The sequence below is a fragment of the Pseudomonas weihenstephanensis genome (assembly GCF_016812185.1).
Taxonomy (GTDB): domain Bacteria; phylum Pseudomonadota; class Gammaproteobacteria; order Pseudomonadales; family Pseudomonadaceae; genus Aquipseudomonas; species Aquipseudomonas weihenstephanensis.
The window spans coordinates 598,647-618,726 of the sequence record NZ_JAAEBV010000002.1; the positions used below are offsets into that span (position 1 = coordinate 598,647).

Genomic DNA, 20,080 nt, shown 5'->3' on the forward strand with positions numbered 1-20,080 from the left:
ATGGATATTAAACGCACGATCCTGATCGTCGCCCTGGCAGTCGTGTCCTACGTTATGGTTCTCAAATGGAACCAGGACTACGGTCAAGCTGCTCTGCCGACTCAGAATGTTGCCGCCAGCAGTACGACCGCGCCGGCTTTGCCCGACACGGTTCCAGGTAACAACGCTTCCAACAGTGCTGATGTCCCTAGCGCCTCTGCTGATACCAGCACCGTGACCGAAACACCGGTTGCTGCCAGCAAAGACCTGATTCATGTAAAAACCGACGTTCTGGATATTGCAATCGATCCACAGGGTGGTGACATCGCCCAGTTGCGTCTGCCGCTCTACCCGCGTCGCCAGGATCACCCGGATGTTCCGTTTCAGTTGTTCGATAACGGCAACGAACGCACCTATTTGGCACAAAGTGGCCTGACCGGCGTAGACGGTCCGGATGCACGTTCGTCGGGTCGCCCTGTTTTCAGCGCTGAGAAAAAGACTTATGAACTGGCTCCAGGCCAGGATCAAATGGTTGTTGATCTCAAATTCAGCGAAAACGGCGTCAATTACATCAAGCGCTTCACGCTCAAGCGTGGCCTTTACGATGTACAAGTCACTTATTTGATTGATAACGAGAGCGGCAAGCCGTGGAACGGCAACCTGTTCGCGCAATTGAAACGTGATGCCAGCTCCGATCCTTCTTCCAGCACCGCCACCGGTACTGCGACTTACCTGGGCGCCGCCCTGTGGACAAGTGCAGAGCCGTACAAAAAAGTGTCGATGAAAGATATCGACAAAGGCCAGCTGAAAGAAAGCGTTCAAGGTGGCTGGGTTGCCTGGTTGCAACACTACTTTGTGACCGCGTGGATCCCACAGAAAGGCGATAACAACGTCGTTCAGACCCGCAAAGACAACCAAGGCAACTACATCATCGGTTTCACTGGCCCAACGTTGACCGTTGAGCCGGGCAAAACCGCTGAAACCAGCGCCACGTTGTATGCAGGACCAAAAAGCCAGGGCGTACTCAAAGAGTTATCCCCAGGTCTGGAACTGACTGTCGACTACGGCATTCTGTGGTTCATTGCCCAGCCTATTTTCTGGCTGCTGCAACATATCCACAGCATCGTGGGTAACTGGGGCTGGTCGATCATCTTCCTGACCATGCTGATCAAAGGGATCTTCTTCCCGCTGTCGGCTGCCAGCTACAAATCGATGGCTCGCATGCGCGCTGTGGCGCCAAAACTGGCCGCTCTGAAAGAGCAGTTCGGTGATGACCGTCAGAAAATGTCGCAAGCGATGATGGAGCTGTACAAGAAAGAGAAGATCAATCCACTGGGCGGCTGCTTGCCGATTCTGGTGCAGATGCCAGTCTTCCTGTCCTTGTACTGGGTACTTCTGGAAAGTGTTGAAATGCGCCAAGCGCCGTTCATGCTCTGGATTACCGACCTGTCGATCAAAGACCCGTTCTTCATTCTGCCGATCATCATGGGCGCAACCATGTTCATCCAGCAGCGTCTGAACCCGACTCCGCCGGACCCGATGCAGGCCAAGGTGATGAAGCTGATGCCAATCATCTTCACCTTCTTCTTCCTGTGGTTCCCGGCTGGTCTGGTGCTGTACTGGGTTGTGAACAACTGCCTGTCCATCGCGCAGCAGTGGTACATCACGCGTAAAGTTGAAGCCGCTACCAAAAAAGCAGCTGAATAACTTACTCTGATGCGCACCACTCAAAACGCCCCCTAGTGGGGCGTTTTGCTATCCGTCACTTTTGTTTTGAGGCCTGTTTTATGAGTGTTCCGGCACAAACCATTGCCGCAGTAGCAACCGCCCAAGGCCGAGGTGGTGTGGGGATCGTACGTGTTTCCGGGCCACTCGCCCGGGCTGCGGCCCAAGCGTTTTGTGAGCGTGAGTTGAAACCGCGCTACGCCCATTACGGCCCTTTTTACGGAGAAAACCGTGAGGTGCTGGACGAAGGCATCGCACTTTATTTCCCCGGCCCCCACTCGTTTACTGGCGAAGACGTACTGGAACTCCAAGGCCACGGCGGCCCGATCGTGCTGGATATGTTGTTGCAGCGCTGCATCCAGTTGGGTTGCCGCCTGGCGCGTCCGGGAGAATTCAGCGAACGCGCATTTTTGAATGACAAGCTCGATCTGGCTCAAGCTGAAGCCATTGCCGACTTGATCGAAGCAAGTTCTGCACAGGCTGCGCGCAACGCATTACGTTCCTTGCAGGGCGCTTTCTCACAGCGTGTGCATAACTTGACCGAGCAACTGATCGGTTTACGCATCTATGTCGAAGCAGCGATTGATTTCCCGGAAGAAGAAATCGACTTTTTAGCAGATGGCCATGTGCTGGGCATGCTCGACAAGGTGCGTGAAGAGTTATCCACCGTTCAGCGCGAAGCGGGGCAAGGTGCCTTGCTACGCGATGGCATGACGGTGGTTATTGCGGGGCGCCCAAATGCAGGCAAGTCGAGCCTGCTCAACGCGTTGGCCGGACGTGAAGCGGCGATCGTGACTGAAATCGCAGGCACCACTCGCGACGTGTTGCGCGAACATATCCACATCGATGGCATGCCGTTGCATGTGGTCGACACGGCGGGCTTGCGTGATACCGACGATCATGTCGAGAAAATCGGTGTGCAACGGGCGCTCAAGGCCATTGGTGAAGCTGACCGTGTGCTGTTGGTGGTGGATGCAACGGCACCGGAAGCAGAAGACCCGTTTGCTCTGTGGCCAGAATTTCTGGAGCAGCGTCCTGACCCTGCGAAAGTAACCTTGATCCGTAACAAGGCCGACTTGAGCGGCGAAAATATAGCGCTGGAGGTCAGCGCAGATGGCCATGTCACGATCAGCCTGAGCGCCCGCTCCACCGCAGGCCTGGACTTGCTGCGTGAGCACCTCAAAGCCTGCATGGGCTATGAACAGACCTCTGAGAGCAGCTTCAGCGCACGTCGTCGCCATCTGGAGGCCTTGAGTCATGCCAGTGCGGCGCTTGAACACGGTCGCGCGCAATTGACCCTCGCGGGCGCTGGAGAGTTGTTGGCTGAAGATTTACGCCAGGCACAGCATTCACTGGGCGAAATTACCGGGGCCTTCAGTTCCGATGATTTGCTGGGCCGGATTTTCTCGAGCTTCTGTATCGGTAAGTAACGACGCACTGTAGCCGCTGAGAGGCGTAGCGAGGCTGCGAAAAGGACCGAAGGGCTTCAGATTGCCGGTGCTGCTTCGCAACCCATCGCAGCCTTGTATCGCATCAGCGGCTACAGATATCAATCATCTTGCTACCGTTACCCACGTGCCTACTGAGTGACTCGTTCCATACGCCATTGATGCCGCCGCGAAGCTTGCGGCCAGTTCTTGATTCCCCTGCAACAGGGGCAGATCAGTGCATCTCTGGAGTAAATGTCCATCATCAGCCCGATGGTTTGACCTCAATCTGAATCTTCACCGACGGCATGCGGGCCTGCCATTCATCGCCTTAATTCCCTCCTGATCGACTAAACGCTTGATGAATCCTTCATTCAGGCGGCTTTCGCCTGTCTGTTTATTGGCCGGTGCAGTCTTTTTCTGTGGAATAAGCCCTGTGCATAACTGGCCTTCAGATCAGTGGGTAAGTAGGCCTGAAAACTGAAGATAACTACCCCTGTGGATAAGCACCTGTTTTACCCACAGGCTTAAAGCACTTATTCACGCCCCTCATTGGCACATGACCACAGGCTTTTGAATCTCTGTACAGTACGCGAAATATGGCCTGTAGCAATCTATCCACAGAAATGTGCCTCAGTAGAAATAAACATAAAAACAAAGCTTTATAAATTTCTTCTCTATTTATTTATCTATCTTGCCCTTATCCACAGCTGGTTAAATTTTGTGCAAAGGGTTCTTTAAGAAGGGCGAAGTCCCTATACTTTGCGGTCTCTCTAAAAAACCCCTAGTAACAGGCACGAGGTGCGTGGTGAATTTCCCTTCCCGTTTTGCAGTGATCGTCATCGGTGGCGGTCACGCCGGAACCGAGGCTGCACTTGCTTCAGCACGTATGGGCGTAAAAACCCTGCTGTTGACCCACAACGTGGAAACCCTCGGGCAAATGAGCTGCAATCCTGCGATTGGCGGGATTGGTAAAAGCCATCTGGTTAAAGAAATCGACGCCCTTGGCGGCGCGATGGCGATAGCCACCGATAAAGGCGGTATTCAGTTCCGTGTACTTAATGGCCGTAAAGGCCCCGCCGTACGCGCAACCCGTGCACAGGCTGACCGCATCCTCTACAAGGCAGCTGTGCGTGAAATTCTGGAAAACCAGCCCAACCTGTGGATATTTCAACAAGCCGCTGATGACCTGATCGTCGAACAGGATCAAGTGCGAGGCGTCGTGACCCAAATGGGCCTGCGTTTCATGGCCGATGCCGTGGTTTTGACCACAGGCACGTTCCTCGGTGGACTTATCCACATCGGTATGCAGAACTACTCGGGCGGCCGGGCCGGTGATCCACCTTCGATCGCCTTGGCCCAGCGCCTGCGTGAACTACCGCTGCGAGTAGGTCGCTTGAAAACCGGCACGCCACCGCGGATCGACGGTCGCTCGGTGGATTTCTCGGTGATGACCGAGCAGCCTGGCGATACCCCGATTCCTGTCATGTCGTTCATGGGCAACAAAGAACAGCACCCGGCGCAAGTCAGTTGCTGGATCACCCATACCAACGCACGCACCCACGAAATCATTGCCGCCAACCTGGACCGCTCGCCGATGTATTCGGGCGTGATTGAAGGAATTGGCCCACGCTACTGCCCATCGATTGAAGACAAGATTCATCGCTTTGCAGACAAAGAAAGCCATCAGGTCTTTATCGAACCGGAAGGCCTGACCACGCATGAGCTGTACCCGAACGGGATTTCAACTTCACTGCCGTTCGATGTGCAAATCCAGATCGTGCAATCGATTCGCGGTATGGAAAACGCCCATATCGTGCGTCCTGGTTATGCCATCGAGTACGACTACTTCGATCCGCGAGATCTGAAGTACAGCCTCGAAACCAAAGTCATTGGCGGTTTGTTCTTTGCCGGGCAAATCAACGGCACCACCGGTTACGAAGAAGCGGGTGCCCAAGGTTTGCTGGCCGGCGCCAATGCGGCTTTGCTTTCACAAGGCAAAGAGAGCTGGTGCCCGCGTCGCGATGAAGCCTACATCGGGGTGTTGGTCGACGATTTGATTACTCTGGGTACTCAAGAACCGTATCGGATGTTCACCTCCCGCGCCGAGTACCGGCTGATCCTTCGTGAAGACAACGCCGATATGCGTCTGACCGAAAAAGGTCGTGAACTCGGATTGGTCGATGACGCGCGTTGGGCGGCCTTCTGCACCAAGCGCGAAAGTATTGCGCTGGAAGAACAACGATTGAAAAGCACATGGGTGCGACCGGGTACGGAACAAGGCGATGCAATTGCTGCCAAATTCGGTACGCCCTTGACCCATGAGTACAATTTGCTGAATTTGTTGACCCGCCCCGAAATCGACTACGCCGGTCTGGTTGAAGTGACCGGGCAAGGCGCTGAAGACCCGTTGGTCGCCGAGCAGGTTGAAATCAAGACCAAATATGCGGGTTATATCGATCGTCAGCAGGACGAAATTGCCCGTTTGCGGGCAAGCGAAAATACCAAACTGCCTGTGGATATCGATTACACGGTCATTTCCGGGCTGTCGAAAGAGATCCAGAGCAAGCTGGGCGCAACTCGCCCCGAGACCCTGGGCCAGGCATCGCGGATCCCCGGCGTCACGCCGGCGGCCATTTCCCTGTTGATGATTCATCTGAAAAAACGCGGCGCAGGCCGCACGTTGGAGCAAAACGCTTGAGTTCGCTGGTCACTGCACAACACGCCGAAGAGTTATCCACAGGTGCACGTCAACTGGGCGTCGAATTGACCGACATCCAGCACCAGCAATTGCTGGCTTATCTGGCCCTGTTGATTAAATGGAACAAGGCTTACAACCTTACGGCTGTGCGTAACCCGGACGAAATGGTGTCGCGTCATTTGCTCGACAGTCTCAGCGTCATGCCATTTATCGAAAATGGCCGCTGGCTGGATGTCGGCAGTGGTGGCGGCATGCCCGGCATCCCTCTGGCGATCCTGTTTCCTGAGTCGCAAGTGACCTGTCTGGACAGTAACGGTAAAAAAACCCGTTTTCTGACCCAGGTTAAACTCGAACTCAAACTGGACAACTTGCAAGTTATCCACAGCCGCGTTGAGGAATATCAACCGGCGTTGCCGTTTAACGGAATTGTGTCCAGAGCCTTCAGCAGCATGGAGAACTTCTCCAACTGGACGCGCCACTTGGGCGACAGCCAAACGCGCTGGTTGGCAATGAAGGGCGTTCATCCTGCTGATGAGCTGGTAGCATTGCCGACTGATTTTCGTCTCGATAGCGAACACGCCTTGACCGTTCCGGGTTGCCAAGGCCAACGCCATCTGCTGATACTGCGCCGCACGGCATGATTGGGAACGCACGCAAGAATGGCTAAGGTATTCGCAATAGCGAACCAAAAGGGTGGTGTGGGTAAGACCACCACCTGTATCAACCTCGCAGCATCGCTGGTCGCCACCAAGCGTCGGGTGCTGCTGATCGACCTCGATCCACAAGGCAACGCCACCATGGGTAGCGGTGTGGATAAACACGCGCTCGAGAACTCGGTGTACGACCTGTTGATCGGAGAATGCGACCTGGCCCAGGCCATGCACTACTCCGAACACGGTGGTTATCAGCTGCTGCCGGCTAACCGTGATCTCACGGCAGCGGAAGTCGTGCTGCTTGAAATGCAGATGAAAGAAAGCCGTCTGCGCACAGCGCTGGCGCCGGTTCGCGAGAGCTACGATTACATCCTGATCGATTGCCCGCCCTCACTGTCGATGCTGACTTTGAACGCGCTGGTTGCCGCCGATGGCGTCATCATCCCCATGCAGTGCGAATACTTTGCACTGGAAGGGTTGAGTGACCTTGTGGATAACATCAAACGCATTGCTGAGCTGCTCAACCCGAACCTGAAGATCGAAGGCCTGTTGCGGACCATGTACGATCCGCGGTTGAGCCTGATGAATGACGTTTCGGCGCAGCTCAAGGAGCACTTTGGCGGGCAGCTTTACGACACGGTGATTCCACGCAACATCCGTTTGGCCGAAGCGCCCAGCTATGGCATGCCGGCGCTGGCGTATGACAAAAATTCCCGTGGCGCGATTGCTTACCTGGCCCTCGCGGGCGAGTTGGTTCGTCGTCAACGTCGCAGCTCCCGCACCGTTCAGCCAACTTAAGGAAATCCCATGGCCGTCAAGAAACGAGGTCTCGGACGCGGACTGGATGCACTCCTGAGTGGCCCTACGGTCAGCTCGCTGGAGGAGCAAGCGGTCAAGGTTGATCAAAGCGAACTGCAACATTTGCCCCTGGACCTGATCCAGCGTGGCAAATACCAGCCGCGCCGCGATATGGACCCGCAAGCCCTTGAAGAGCTTGCTAACTCCATCAAGTCCCAAGGTGTGATGCAGCCCATCGTGGTACGCCCCATTGCAGGCGAGCGCTTTGAAATCATCGCCGGTGAACGCCGCTGGCGCGCGAGCCAGCAAGCTGGCAAAGACACCATCCCGGCGATGGTGCGCGATGTACCGGACGAAACCGCTATCGCAATGGCGCTGATCGAAAACATTCAGCGCGAAGACCTCAATCCGATTGAAGAAGCCATTGCCTTGCAGCGTTTGCAGCAAGAGTTCCAGCTGACCCAACAGCAAGTGGCTGACGCCGTGGGCAAGTCCCGGGTGTCTGTGGCTAACCTGTTGCGATTGATTTCGTTGCCGGAAGTGATCAAAACCATGCTTTCCCACGGCGACCTGGAAATGGGTCACGCGCGGGCTTTGCTGGGTTTGCCGGAAAACCAGCAGGTTGAAGGGGCGCGACACGTTGTCGCACGAGGGCTGACCGTGCGTCAGACCGAAGCCTTGGTTCGCCAGTGGTTGAGCGGCAAACAAGACCCAGTTGAACCGGTTAAACCCGATCCGGATATCACGCGTCTCGAACAAAGACTGGCCGAACGACTAGGCTCTGCGGTGCAAATCCGCCACGGAAAGAAGGGAAAAGGCCAATTAGTAATTGGTTACAATTCTCTGGATGAGCTTCAGGGTGTGCTTGCACACATCCGCTGAAACAATTCCTCGTGTAGCGCGCAGTCGGAAATCACTACCTGACAGTTGAATAGGGAATTAAGCGCCCCTATACTCTGCGCGCATTTTGTCGGCACAAATTATGCCAAGTTTTCACTTTTGGCAGCCGACCTTTGAGGAGCAGATGTGATGGAAACACGCACGCCAAACCGCTTGCCGTTCCATCGCTTGGCGGTTTTTCCGGTTTTACTGGCTCAATTTGTCGTTGTATTGCTGGCTGCTCTGGGGCTCTGGCAATGGCATGGAGTCGTCGCCGGTTATTCAGGACTTTGCGGAGGCCTGATTGCTTTGCTACCCAATGTGTACTTTGCTCACAGGGCTTTCCGGTTTTCCGGCGCCCGAGCAGCGCAAGCCATCGTCCGGTCGTTTTACGCTGGCGAGGCAGGCAAATTAATTTTGACGGCAGTGCTGTTCGCGCTGACGTTTGCAGGTGTGAAGCCATTGGCGCCATTAGCAGTATTTGGCGTCTTCGTGCTGACCCAACTGGTCAGTTGGTTCGCTCCCCTGCTAATGAGAACAACACTTTCGAGACCTTAGGGCGTTTGAGGCAACCATGGCAGAAACAACCGCTTCGGGCTATATCCAGCACCACTTACAGAACCTGACCTTCGGGCAGCTACCTGATGGCGGCTGGGGCTTTGCTCACACCGTTGCAGAAGCTAAAGAAATGGGCTTTTGGGCATTCCACGTCGATACACTCGGCTGGTCGCTGTTTGTCGGCCTGATCTTTATCCTCGTTTTCCGCATGGCGGCCAAGAAGGCAACTTCGGGTCAACCAGGCGCATTGCAGAACTTCGTTGAAGTGCTGGTGGAATTCGTTGATGGCAGCGTCAAAGACAGTTTCCACGGCCGCAGCGCAGTTATTGCTCCACTGGCGCTGACGATTTTCGTCTGGGTGTTCCTGATGAACGCCATCGACTTGATCCCGGTTGACTGGATTCCTCAGTTGGCCATTCTGATCACTGGCGATGAACACTTCCCGTTCCGTGCCGTACCGACGACTGATCCTAACGCTACCCTGGGCATGGCCCTGTCGGTATTTGCGCTGATCATCTTCTACAGCATCAAAATCAAGGGCATCGGCGGCTTCATCGGCGAATTGACCCTGCACCCGTTTGGCAGCAAGAACATCTTCGTTCAAGCGCTGCTGATTCCGGTTAACTTCCTGCTCGAATTCGTGACGTTGATTGCCAAGCCAATCTCGCTGGCACTGCGTCTGTTCGGCAACATGTACGCTGGCGAACTGGTATTTATCCTGATCGCCGTAATGTTCGGCAGCGGCCTGCTTTGGCTTAGCGGTCTGGGCGTGGTGCTGCAATGGGCGTGGGCTGTATTCCACATCCTGATCATCACCTTGCAAGCGTTCATCTTCATGATGTTGACCATCGTCTACTTGTCGATGGCGCACGAAGAGAACCACTAAGGCCCGCTTCGGCGAGTCTGGTGCCCCTCCTGCTTCGGTGGGAGGGCGTCGCAAAATGATTTTGTTTTACCGCTTTAATCTAAAAACCTAAACCATACGACGTAAAAGTCGGGAGGAAAGATGGAAACTGTAGTTGGTCTAACCGCTATCGCTGTTGCACTGTTGATCGGCCTGGGCGCACTGGGTACCGCAATTGGTTTCGGCCTGTTGGGCGGCAAATTCCTGGAAGGCGCAGCGCGTCAACCAGAAATGGTTCCAATGCTGCAAGTTAAAATGTTCATCGTTGCCGGTCTGCTCGACGCCGTAACCATGATCGGTGTTGGTATCGCACTGTTCTTCACCTTCGCTAATCCCTTCGTTGGTCAACTCGCTGGCTAATCACTCGAATTGTCGAGTTGATTAGAGTGATGGACAACGAACGAGCGAGGTGTTGGCGTGAACATTAATGCAACCCTGATTGGCCAGTCCGTTGCGTTCTTCATTTTTGTACTGTTTTGCATGAAGTTCGTGTGGCCTCCGGTCATCGCGGCATTGCAAGAACGTCAGAAGAAGATTGCGGCTGGACTGGACGCTGCTAACCGAGCAGCTCGCGACCTGGAGTTGGCCCAAGATAAAGCGGGTCAACAACTGCGCGAAGCTAAGGCTCAAGCAGCTGAAATCATTGAGCAAGCCAAGAAACGCGGTACTCAGATCGTAGACGAAGCCCGTGAACAGGCTCGCGTTGAAGCTGACCGTGTGAAGGCTCAGGCTCAGGCCGAGATCGAACAGGAACTGAACAGCGTCAAAGACGCCCTGCGTACCCAATTGGGTGGCTTGGCTGTTGAAGGCGCAGAGAAGATCCTGGGTGCCACAATCGATCAAAACGCGCACGCGGAGCTGGTTAATAAACTGGCTGCTGAAATTTAAGCGAGGGCGATCATGGCAGAATTGACCACGTTGGCCCGACCTTACGCTAAGGCAGCCTTCGAGCACGCCCAGGCCCACCAGCAACTGGCCTCTTGGTCAGCCATGCTCGGCCTGGCTGCAGCAGTGTCGCAAGACGACACTATGCAGCGCGTGCTCAAGGCCCCGCGACTGACGAGCGCAGAAAAGGCCGCCACATTTATTGATGTGTGCGGTGACAAGTTCACTGTAGAAGCACAGAACTTCATCAATGTCGTTGCCGAAAACGACCGTCTCCCGCTATTGCCGGAGATCGCCGCTCTGTTTGACCTGTACAAGGCCGAACAAGAGAAATCGGTAGACGTTGAAGTGACCAGTGCTTTTGCATTGAACCAAGAACAGCAAGACAAACTCGCCAAGGTTCTCAGTGCACGACTCAACCGGGAAGTGCGCCTGCAAGTTGCGGAGGATGCCAGCCTGATAGGTGGTGTCATCATCCGCGCCGGCGACCTGGTTATCGATGGCTCGGTTCGCGGGAAACTCGCAAACCTTGCCGAAGCATTGAAATCTTGAGTTTGAAGGGGCAGCAGAGCAATGCAGCAACTCAATCCTTCCGAAATAAGTGAAATTATCAAGGGCCGCATCGAAAAACTCGATGTGACCTCTCAAGCCCGCAACGAAGGCACTGTCGTCAGCGTATCTGACGGCATTGTGCGGATTCACGGTCTGGCCGACGTAATGTACGGCGAAATGATCGAGTTTCCGGGCAGCGTCTTCGGTATGGCGCTTAACCTTGAGCAAGACTCTGTAGGTGCCGTAGTTTTGGGCGCTTACACGACTCTGGCTGAAGGCATGAGCGCCAAGTGCACCGGCCGTATCCTGGAAGTTCCTGTTGGTAAGGAACTGCTGGGTCGCGTTGTCGACGCACTGGGTAACCCCGTTGACGGCAAAGGTCCGCTGAACAACACCGAGACTGATGCAGTCGAGAAAGTTGCTCCAGGCGTGATCTGGCGTAAGTCGGTAGACCAGCCTGTACAGACTGGCTACAAGGCTGTCGATGCCATGATCCCTGTCGGCCGTGGCCAGCGTGAGCTGATCATCGGTGACCGTCAGATCGGTAAAACCGCTCTGGCGATCGACGCGATCATCAACCAGAAAGACAGCGGCATTTTCTGTGTATACGTAGCGATCGGTCAGAAGCAATCGACCATCGCCAACGTGGTTCGCAAGCTGGAAGAAAACGGCGCGCTGGCTAACACCATCGTCGTAGCTGCCAGTGCATCCGAATCCGCAGCGCTGCAGTTCCTGGCACCGTACTCCGGTTGCACCATGGGCGAATACTTCCGCGACCGCGGTGAAGACGCGCTGATCGTTTATGACGATCTGTCCAAGCAAGCAGTGGCTTACCGCCAGATTTCCCTGCTGCTGCGCCGTCCACCAGGCCGTGAAGCTTACCCAGGCGACGTGTTCTATCTCCACTCCCGTCTGTTGGAGCGCGCATCCCGCGTTTCCGAAGAGTACGTAGAGAAGTTCACCAACGGCGCAGTGACCGGCAAAACCGGTTCCCTGACCGCACTGCCGATCATCGAAACCCAGGCTGGCGACGTTTCTGCGTTCGTTCCGACCAACGTGATTTCCATCACTGACGGTCAGATCTTCCTGGAATCGGCCATGTTCAACTCCGGGATCCGTCCTGCTGTGAACGCCGGTGTTTCGGTATCCCGTGTGGGTGGTGCCGCTCAGACCAAGATCATCAAGAAGCTGTCCGGTGGTATCCGTACCGCTCTGGCTCAGTACCGTGAACTGGCGGCATTCGCCCAGTTCGCTTCTGACCTGGACGAAGCGACCCGCAAGCAACTTGAGCATGGTCAGCGCGTTACCGAGCTGATGAAGCAGAAGCAATACGCACCAATGTCGATCGCTGACATGGCGCTGTCGCTGTATGCCGCTGAGCGTGGGTTCCTGACTGACGTCGAAATCACCAAGGTCGGTAGCTTTGAACAAGCGCTGATTGCTTACTTCAACCGCGATCACGCCGAATTGATGGCGAAGATCAACGTTAAAGGTGACTTCAATGACGACATCGATGCTGGCATCAAAGCCGGTATCGAGAAGTTCAAGGCCACCCAAACCTGGTAAGCCGCAGCGGGAGCCGCAAGGCTCCCGCTTGCTAACCTGATAGGTGTTACATGGCAGGCGCAAAAGAGATTCGCAGTAAGATTGCGAGCATCAAAAGCACGCAAAAAATTACCAGCGCCATGGAAAAAGTGGCGGTCAGCAAAATGCGCAAGGCACAAATGCGCATGGCTGCTAGCCGTCCTTATGCGGAGCGCATCCGCCAGGTTATTGGGCATTTGGCCAACGCCAACCCGGAATACCGCCACCCATTCATGATCGACCGTGCTGTCAAGCGTGTGGGTTATGTGGTTGTGAGCAGTGACCGTGGTTTGTGCGGTGGTTTGAATACCAACCTGTTCAAGGCTTTGGTCAAGGACATGGCGGTAAACCGCGAAAACGGCGTCGAGATTGATCTGTGCGTGGTCGGCAGCAAAGGTGCGGCTTTTTTCCGCAACTTTGGCGGTAACGTCGTTGCTGCAATCAGCCATCTGGGTGAAGAACCGTCGATCAATGACTTGATCGGCAGCGTTAAGGTGATGCTGGATGCTTACCTGGAAGGCCGTATTGATCGCCTTTCTGTGGTATCCAACAAGTTCATCAACACCATGACGCAACAGCCTACTGTGGAACAACTGATTCCACTGGTGGCGACCCCGGATCAAGAACTCAAGCACCACTGGGACTATCTCTACGAGCCAGATGCCAAAGAGCTGCTTGATGGCTTGATGGTGCGTTACGTGGAGTCGCAGGTGTACCAGGCGGTGGTCGAGAACAGTGCAGCTGAACAAGCTGCGCGGATGATCGCAATGAAGAACGCCACTGATAACGCCGGTGATTTGATCAGCGATTTGCAGCTGATCTACAACAAGGCGCGTCAGGCTGCGATCACCCAAGAGATCTCGGAAATCGTCGGCGGCGCTGCCGCGGTTTAACGGTTCAAATATTCAGAGGATCCAGCTATGAGTAGCGGACGTATCGTTCAAATCATCGGCGCCGTGATCGACGTGGAATTCCCACGCGAAAACGTACCGAGCATCTACAACGCGCTGAAAGTACAAAGCGCGGCCGGAACCACTCTGGAAGTTCAGCAGCAGCTGGGCGACGGCGTGGTTCGTACCATTGCGATGGGTTCCACCGAGGGCTTGAAGCGCGGTCTGGAAGTCACCGACACTGGCGCAGCCATCTCCGTTCCAGTCGGTAAAGCGACTCTGGGCCGGATCATGGACGTTCTGGGCAACCCGATCGACGAAGCTGGCCCGATTGACACCGAAGAGCGTTGGGGCATTCACCGTCCTGCACCGTCCTTCGCTGAGCAAGCTGGCGGCAACGACCTGCTGGAAACAGGCATCAAGGTTATCGACCTGATCTGCCCGTTTGCAAAAGGCGGTAAGGTGGGTCTGTTCGGTGGTGCCGGTGTAGGCAAAACCGTAAACATGATGGAACTGATCCGTAACATCGCCATGGAACACAGCGGTTACTCTGTGTTTGCTGGTGTGGGCGAGCGTACCCGTGAGGGTAACGACTTCTACCACGAGATGAAGGATTCCAGCGTACTGGACAAAGTGGCACTGGTTTACGGTCAGATGAACGAGCCGCCGGGTAACCGTCTGCGCGTTGCACTGACTGGCCTGACCATGGCCGAGAAGTTCCGTGACGAAGGTAACGACGTACTGTTGTTCGTTGACAACATCTACCGTTACACCTTGGCCGGTACTGAAGTATCCGCACTGCTGGGCCGTATGCCTTCGGCAGTAGGTTACCAGCCGACTCTGGCTGAAGAGATGGGTACTCTGCAAGAGCGCATCACTTCGACCAAAAACGGTTCGATCACTTCGATCCAAGCGGTATACGTACCTGCGGATGACTTGACTGACCCGTCGCCTGCGACCACGTTTGCCCACTTGGACGCCACTGTCGTTCTGTCCCGTGACATCGCTTCCCTGGGTATCTACCCAGCGGTAGATCCACTGGATTCGACTTCGCGCCAGCTGGACCCGAACGTAATCGGCCAGGAACACTACGACACCGCTCGCGGCGTTCAGTACGTGTTGCAGCGTTACAAAGAACTGAAGGACATCATTGCGATCCTGGGTATGGACGAGCTGTCGGAAACCGACAAGCAGTTGGTATCTCGCGCTCGTAAGATCCAGCGTTTCTTGTCTCAGCCGTTCTTCGTGGCTGAAGTCTTCACTGGCGCTTCGGGTAAATACGTTTCCCTGAAAGACACCATTGCTGGCTTCAAAGGCATCCTCAACGGTGACTACGACCACCTGCCAGAACAAGCGTTCTACATGGTCGGCGGCATCGAAGAAGCGATCGAGAAAGCCAAGAAACTGTAATTCGGGCGCCCGGTAACGGGCGCTAATCAGGTTGAGGCAATCAGATGGCTAATATGACAGTCCATTGCGATATCGTCAGCGCGGAAGGAGAAATCTTTTCCGGTCTGGTTGAGATGGTGATTGCGCACGGCAGCCTGGGTGATCTTGGTATCGCTCTGGGTCACGCTCCGCTGATCACTGAACTCAAGCCAGGTCCGATCCGCCTGATCAAACAGGGTGGGGAAGCCGAGGTGTTTTACATCTCCGGCGGTTACCTCGAGGTTCAGCCGAACATGGTTAAGGTACTTGCCGATACCGTGCAACGTGCTGCCGACCTGGATGAAGCCTCCGCTCAGGAAGCCGTTAAGGCTGCCGAGAAGGCCCTGAACGAAAAAGGCGCAGATTTCGATTACGGATCTGCTGCTGCACGACTGGCCGAGGCCGCAGCTCAGCTGCGCACCGTCCAGCAAATCCGCAAGAAGTTCGGCGGCTAAGGCTCCTGCTTCATTGTGTGATTGATTAAAAAGGGTAGCCTCGGCTACCCTTTTTCTTTTTCCGCGAAATACTTTTTGGTCGCAGCCGCTGACCACCCAGGATTGGTAGCCAGTCATGTCTCTCGATATCGTCATTCTCGCCGCAGGTCAGGGCACACGCATGCGTTCGGCCTTGCCCAAGGTATTGCACCCGGTGGCCGGCAATTCCATGTTGGGCCATGTTATCCACAGCGCCCGCCAACTCAAGCCAACCGGTATTCACGTAGTGATCGGCCATGGGGCTGAATTAGTACGCGAACGTCTGGCCGCAGAAGACTTGAATTTTGTGCTGCAAGACAAGCAGTTGGGCACCGGCCACGCCGTGGCTCAGGCACTGCCGTTTATAACGGCACAAAACGTGCTGATCCTGTACGGCGATGTCCCGTTGATCGAAGTTGAGACCCTGCAACGCCTGCTTAAGCAAGTCGGCCCTGAACAACTGGGCCTGCTGACCGTCAACCTGCCAGACCCGACCGGTTATGGCCGTATCGTTCGTGATGCGAGCGGCAAGGTCAGTGCCATCGTTGAGCACAAGGATGCGAGCGAAGCTGAACGCACAATCTCTGAAGGCAATACTGGGATTCTTGCGTTGCCGGCCCATCGATTAGCGGACTGGATGAGCCGCCTGTCGAACAACAATGCACAGGGCGAGTATTACCTGACCGACGTGATCGCAATGGCGGTGAACGATGGTTTGGTCGTGGCCACCGAACATGCGCTGGACCCGATGGAAGTACAGGGCGCCAACGACCGCAAGCAACTCAGTGAACTGGAACGTCACTATCAGTTGCGTGAAGGCCGCCGTCTGATGGCATTGGGTGTGACCTTGCGCGATCCGGCGCGCTTTGATGTGCGCGGCGAAGTCAGCGTCGGGCGTGATGTGCTGATCGACATTAACGTGATCCTCGAAGGTCGCGTAGTGATTGAAGACGACGTGGTGATTGGTCCTAATTGCGTGATTAAGGACAGCACCTTGCGCAAAGGTGTCGTGGTCAAAGCTAATAGTCATCTGGACGGTGCCATCATGGGCGAGGGCAGCGATGCAGGCCCATTCGCCCGATTACGCCCAGGTAGCGTGCTTGATGCCCGTGCTCATGTGGGTAACTTTGTTGAGCTGAAAAATGCCCACCTCGGTGAAGACGCCAAGTGTGGCCATCTGACCTACTTGGGCGATGCTGAAGTGGGGGCGCGCACCAATATCGGCGCCGGCACCATTACCTGTAACTACGATGGCGCCAATAAGTGGACGACAGTGTTGGGCGCAGATGTATTCATTGGTTCCAACAACTCACTGGTTGCACCTGTGGATATCTCTGACGGCGCCACGACGGCTGCCGGTTCGACCATTAATCAGCACGTGCCCGCTGAACAGCTTGCCGTGGGTCGTGCACGCCAGCGCAATATCGAAGGCTGGAAGCGTCCCGTTAAGCGACCCAAGGCTTGAGAGGGTTTTATCCACACGCTAAAAAAGCAGTTTGTGGGTAAGTTTGATTGTTACATTTTTGTTAAAAATCAATATGTTAGCTAAAGCCCTTATCCATGCCTTGTGGATAAGGGCTTTTTAATAACCCGAAAACAGGGCTTACCCCCCTGCAAATCCTTGGCACGAGAAGTTATGCACAACCCCGTGTATGGAGTTTTTTGTTGACGAAAATTTCGAGATCGGGTTTCATTGCTTTCGTTATCTTTCGAAACGAAACTTAGGTCGTTATGTCCAAGCGCAATACGCCTCAACGCAGACACAACATTCTTGCCCTGCTCAGTGAGCAAGGTGAAGTCAGTGTGGATGAACTGGCCAAACGTTTCGAAACTTCAGAGGTTACGATTCGCAAGGACTTGGCAGCACTCGAAAGTAATGGCCTGCTGCTGCGTCGTTATGGCGGCGCTATTACCTTGCCCCAAGAGTTGGTGATAGACCCCACTCAGCCGGTGTCTGCTTATAAGCAAGCCATCGCTCGTGCTGCTGTGGCACTGATCAAAGAACACGCACGCATCATCATCGACAGTGGCAGTACCACCGCGGCGATGATTCCTCAGTTAGGCCAGCAACCTGGCCTGGTGGTCATGACCAACTCGTTGCATGTCGCCAATGCCCTCACTGAACTTGAGCACGAGCCAGTGTTGTTGATGACGGGTGGCACCTGGGATCCGCATTCCGAATCTTTTCAGGGCCAAGTGGCGGAGCAAGTGCTGCGCTCTTACGATTTCGACCAACTGTTTATCGGCGCTGACGGAATCGATCTGCACCGCGGTACCACCACCTTTAATGAGTTGCTGGGGCTGAGCCGGGTCATGGCTGAAGTCGCGCGTGAAGTCATTGTCATGGTCGAGTCCGACAAAATCGGCCGCAAAATACCCAATCTGGAACTGCCCTGGAGCAGCGTCCATACCCTTATTACTGATGATCGCTTGCCCAAAGACGCTCGCGAACAGATTCAGGCCCGAGGCATAACCTTGTTATGCGCGGCACTTAGTTAGGAGAACGTTATGTGTGGAATTGTTGGCGCAGTCGCTGAACGAAATATCACGGCCATTCTGCTCGAAGGCCTGAAGCGTCTTGAATACCGCGGCTATGACAGCGCCGGTGTGGCTGTTTTTACAAACAACGGCACACTGGAGCGCATGCGCCGAAATGGCAAAGTCGCTGAGTTGGAACAAGCCCTGGCCGGTGAACCGCTGGTCGGACGGCTGGGTATTGCCCACACGCGTTGGGCCACGCACGGTGCACCTTGCGAGCGCAATGCGCACCCGCACTTCTCGGGTTCGGACCTGGCTGTGGTGCATAACGGCATCATTGAAAACCATGAAGCCCTGCGCGAACAACTTAAAGGCTTGGGCTATGTGTTCACCTCGGACACCGACACTGAAGTCATTGCTCACCTGCTTAACCACAAGCTCAAAGACAACAACGACCTGACGACCGCGCTCAAAGCCACCGTCAAAGAATTGCACGGTGCCTACGGTTTGGCTGTAATCAGCGCCAAACAACCGGATCGTCTGGTAGCAGCGCGTAGCGGTAGCCCTTTGGTGATTGGTCTGGGTCTGGGCGAAAACTTCCTTGCCTCCGACCAATTGGCTCTGCGCCAAGTGACGGATCGCTTCATGTACCTGGAAGAAGGCGACATTGCTGAAATCCATCGTGACAGCGTGCAAATCTGGGATGTGACCGGCCAAAGCGTGCAGCGTGAAGCGGTGCAATACAGCGATGGTGCTGAAGCAGCCGACAAAGGCGAGTACCGTCACTACATGCTCAAAGAAATTCACGAGCAACCGGCTGTTGTGCAACGCACTCTGGAAAATCGTTTGGGGCAGGACCATGTGCTGGTTCAGGCTTTCGGCCCACAAGCGGCTGAACTGTTCGCCAAGGTGCGCAATGTTCAGATCGTTGCCTGCGGTACGAGCTACCACGCGGGGATGGTTGCGCGTTACTGGCTGGAATCGTTGGCCGGCATTCCGTGTCAGGTCGAAGTTGCCAGCGAGTTCCGTTATCGCAAAGTGGTGGTTCAGCCCGATACCTTGTTTGTTTCGATCTCGCAGTCCGGTGAAACGGCTGACACCCTGGCGGCATTGCGCAACGCCAAAGAACTGGGTTTCCTTGGCAGCCTGGCTATTTGTAACGTCGGCATCAGTTCGCTGGTACGTGAGTCTGATCTGACCTTGCTCACCCACGCAGGGCGTGAAATTGGTGTGGCATCCACCAAAGCCTTCACCACTCAATTGGTCGGTTTGTTGCTGCTGACCCTGTCATTGGGTCAGGTGCGTGGCACCCTGCAAGCGGGTGTTGAAGCCCAGTTGGTTGAAGAGTTGCGTCGTCTGCCAGCTCGTTTGGGCGAAGCGCTGGCAATGGACACCACGGTTGAAAAAGTCGCGCAATTGTTCGCCGATAAACACCACACCTTGTTCCTCGGCCGTGGTGCTCAGTTCCCGGTAGCGATGGAAGGCGCGCTTAAGCTCAAAGAAATTTCGTACATCCATGCCGAAGCCTACCCGGCGGGTGAGTTGAAGCACGGTCCATTAGCGCTGGTAGACAGCGACATGCCGGTGGTCACGGTGGCCCCCAACAACGAGCTGCTGGAAAAACTGAAATCTAACCTGCAAGAAGTACGCGCCCGTGGCGGTGAATTGATTGTGTTTGCAGATGAGCAAGCGGGCATGACCAATGGTGAAGGCACGCATGTGATCAACATGCCGCACATCCACGATGTATTGGCGCCCATCCTCTACACGCTGCCGCTGCAATTGTTGTCGTACTACGTGGCCGTATTGAAAGGCACCGACGTCGACCAACCGCGTAACCTGGCTAAGTCCGTGACGGTAGAATAAACATCACCGGATTGATAAAACGTTTGTTTTTCAAGAATAAAGGTTGTCACAAAAGAATAAAGGTAGTCTCAAGTTAGGAAAGGTTGTCACAGAGCTCTGCCTCGGCCGTTAGTCGGGGCAGAGCCTGGTCTTTTGATATAGGAGCACAATCCCTTCTGCACCACAGTGACAGCTGTCCTGGATGGACCCGCTCGTGATTTCCACACGCCACAACCCCCTGTGCCGTTCCGATCCGATCGAGTGGGTTACTCAACGATGAGCGACTCGTGAAATGACAACTATATCCGCTGCACAGCCGGC

18 protein-coding genes are annotated in these 20,080 nt (G+C 55.0%); all 18 read left to right on the forward strand.

Annotation, left to right across the window (positions count from 1 at the left end; all coding sequences use genetic code 11):
* The 18 genes from yidC (at window position 1) to glmS (ending at window position 19,780) form a co-directional block, all read left to right on the forward strand.
* The gene (gene yidC / locus GYN01_RS10200; protein ID WP_203306975.1) at window positions 1-1,686 is read left to right on the forward strand and encodes a membrane protein insertase YidC; all 1,686 of its coding nucleotides are present in this window, start codon (window positions 1-3) and stop codon (window positions 1,684-1,686) included.
* Window positions 1,687-1,766: 80 nt separating this feature from the next.
* Window positions 1,767-3,134, forward strand: a complete 1,368-nt coding sequence (mnmE, locus tag GYN01_RS10205; RefSeq protein ID WP_048402127.1) for a tRNA uridine-5-carboxymethylaminomethyl(34) synthesis GTPase MnmE — start codon at window positions 1,767-1,769, stop codon at window positions 3,132-3,134.
* Window positions 3,135-3,939: 805 nt separating this feature from the next.
* A complete protein-coding gene (gene mnmG, locus GYN01_RS10210; RefSeq protein WP_048364273.1) occupies window positions 3,940-5,832 on the forward strand; it encodes a tRNA uridine-5-carboxymethylaminomethyl(34) synthesis enzyme MnmG in 1,893 nt (630 codons plus the stop codon).
* Window positions 5,829-6,473: a 16S rRNA (guanine(527)-N(7))-methyltransferase RsmG gene (gene rsmG, locus GYN01_RS10215; protein WP_048402129.1), complete on the forward strand. Its 645-nt coding sequence runs from the start codon at window positions 5,829-5,831 to the stop codon at window positions 6,471-6,473. The genes mnmG and rsmG overlap by 4 nt, the downstream gene beginning before the upstream one ends.
* An 18-nt stretch (window positions 6,474-6,491) precedes the next feature.
* The gene (locus tag GYN01_RS10220) at window positions 6,492-7,283 is read left to right on the forward strand and encodes a ParA family protein (RefSeq protein WP_048363768.1); all 792 of its coding nucleotides are present in this window, start codon (window positions 6,492-6,494) and stop codon (window positions 7,281-7,283) included.
* A gap of 9 nt (window positions 7,284-7,292) precedes the next feature.
* Window positions 7,293-8,165: a ParB/RepB/Spo0J family partition protein gene (locus tag GYN01_RS10225; protein ID WP_048363767.1), complete on the forward strand. Its 873-nt coding sequence runs from the start codon at window positions 7,293-7,295 to the stop codon at window positions 8,163-8,165.
* 147 nt (window positions 8,166-8,312) lie between these two features.
* Window positions 8,313-8,720, forward strand: a complete 408-nt coding sequence (locus GYN01_RS10230) for a F0F1 ATP synthase subunit I (RefSeq protein WP_048363766.1) — start codon at window positions 8,313-8,315, stop codon at window positions 8,718-8,720.
* 16 nt (window positions 8,721-8,736) lie between these two features.
* Window positions 8,737-9,606 carry a F0F1 ATP synthase subunit A gene (atpB, locus tag GYN01_RS10235; protein ID WP_047279004.1) on the forward strand — a complete coding sequence of 290 codons (870 nt, stop codon included), beginning with the start codon at window positions 8,737-8,739 and terminating at the stop codon, window positions 9,604-9,606.
* 120 nt (window positions 9,607-9,726) lie between these two features.
* Complete coding sequence (gene atpE / locus GYN01_RS10240) at window positions 9,727-9,984, forward strand: F0F1 ATP synthase subunit C (RefSeq protein WP_002555987.1); 258 nt, start codon at window positions 9,727-9,729, stop codon at window positions 9,982-9,984.
* A 57-nt stretch (window positions 9,985-10,041) separates the two neighbouring features.
* A complete protein-coding gene (locus GYN01_RS10245) occupies window positions 10,042-10,512 on the forward strand; it encodes a F0F1 ATP synthase subunit B (RefSeq protein WP_047279006.1) in 471 nt (156 codons plus the stop codon).
* Window positions 10,513-10,524: 12 nt separating this feature from the next.
* Window positions 10,525-11,061, forward strand: coding sequence for a F0F1 ATP synthase subunit delta (locus GYN01_RS10250; RefSeq protein WP_048363765.1), 537 nt, complete (start codon window positions 10,525-10,527; stop codon window positions 11,059-11,061).
* A gap of 21 nt (window positions 11,062-11,082) precedes the next feature.
* Window positions 11,083-12,627: a F0F1 ATP synthase subunit alpha gene (gene atpA / locus GYN01_RS10255; RefSeq protein WP_048363764.1), complete on the forward strand. Its 1,545-nt coding sequence runs from the start codon at window positions 11,083-11,085 to the stop codon at window positions 12,625-12,627.
* 50 nt (window positions 12,628-12,677) lie between these two features.
* Complete coding sequence (gene atpG / locus GYN01_RS10260; protein WP_048363763.1) at window positions 12,678-13,538, forward strand: F0F1 ATP synthase subunit gamma; 861 nt, start codon at window positions 12,678-12,680, stop codon at window positions 13,536-13,538.
* A 27-nt stretch (window positions 13,539-13,565) separates the two neighbouring features.
* Window positions 13,566-14,945 (forward strand): F0F1 ATP synthase subunit beta, encoded by a 1,380-nt coding sequence (atpD, locus tag GYN01_RS10265; RefSeq protein WP_019828667.1) that lies wholly within the window; start codon window positions 13,566-13,568, stop codon window positions 14,943-14,945.
* Between the two features lie 53 nt (window positions 14,946-14,998).
* The gene (locus GYN01_RS10270; RefSeq protein WP_420850406.1) at window positions 14,999-15,418 is read left to right on the forward strand and encodes a F0F1 ATP synthase subunit epsilon; all 420 of its coding nucleotides are present in this window, start codon (window positions 14,999-15,001) and stop codon (window positions 15,416-15,418) included.
* A 115-nt stretch (window positions 15,419-15,533) separates the two neighbouring features.
* The gene (gene glmU, locus GYN01_RS10275; protein ID WP_203306976.1) at window positions 15,534-16,901 is read left to right on the forward strand and encodes a bifunctional UDP-N-acetylglucosamine diphosphorylase/glucosamine-1-phosphate N-acetyltransferase GlmU; all 1,368 of its coding nucleotides are present in this window, start codon (window positions 15,534-15,536) and stop codon (window positions 16,899-16,901) included.
* Between the two features lie 266 nt (window positions 16,902-17,167).
* Window positions 17,168-17,935: a DeoR/GlpR family DNA-binding transcription regulator gene (locus GYN01_RS10280; RefSeq protein ID WP_048402131.1), complete on the forward strand. Its 768-nt coding sequence runs from the start codon at window positions 17,168-17,170 to the stop codon at window positions 17,933-17,935.
* Between the two features lie 9 nt (window positions 17,936-17,944).
* Complete coding sequence (gene glmS, locus GYN01_RS10285; protein WP_048402132.1) at window positions 17,945-19,780, forward strand: glutamine--fructose-6-phosphate transaminase (isomerizing); 1,836 nt, start codon at window positions 17,945-17,947, stop codon at window positions 19,778-19,780.
* Window positions 19,781-20,080: the final 300 nt, after the last annotated feature.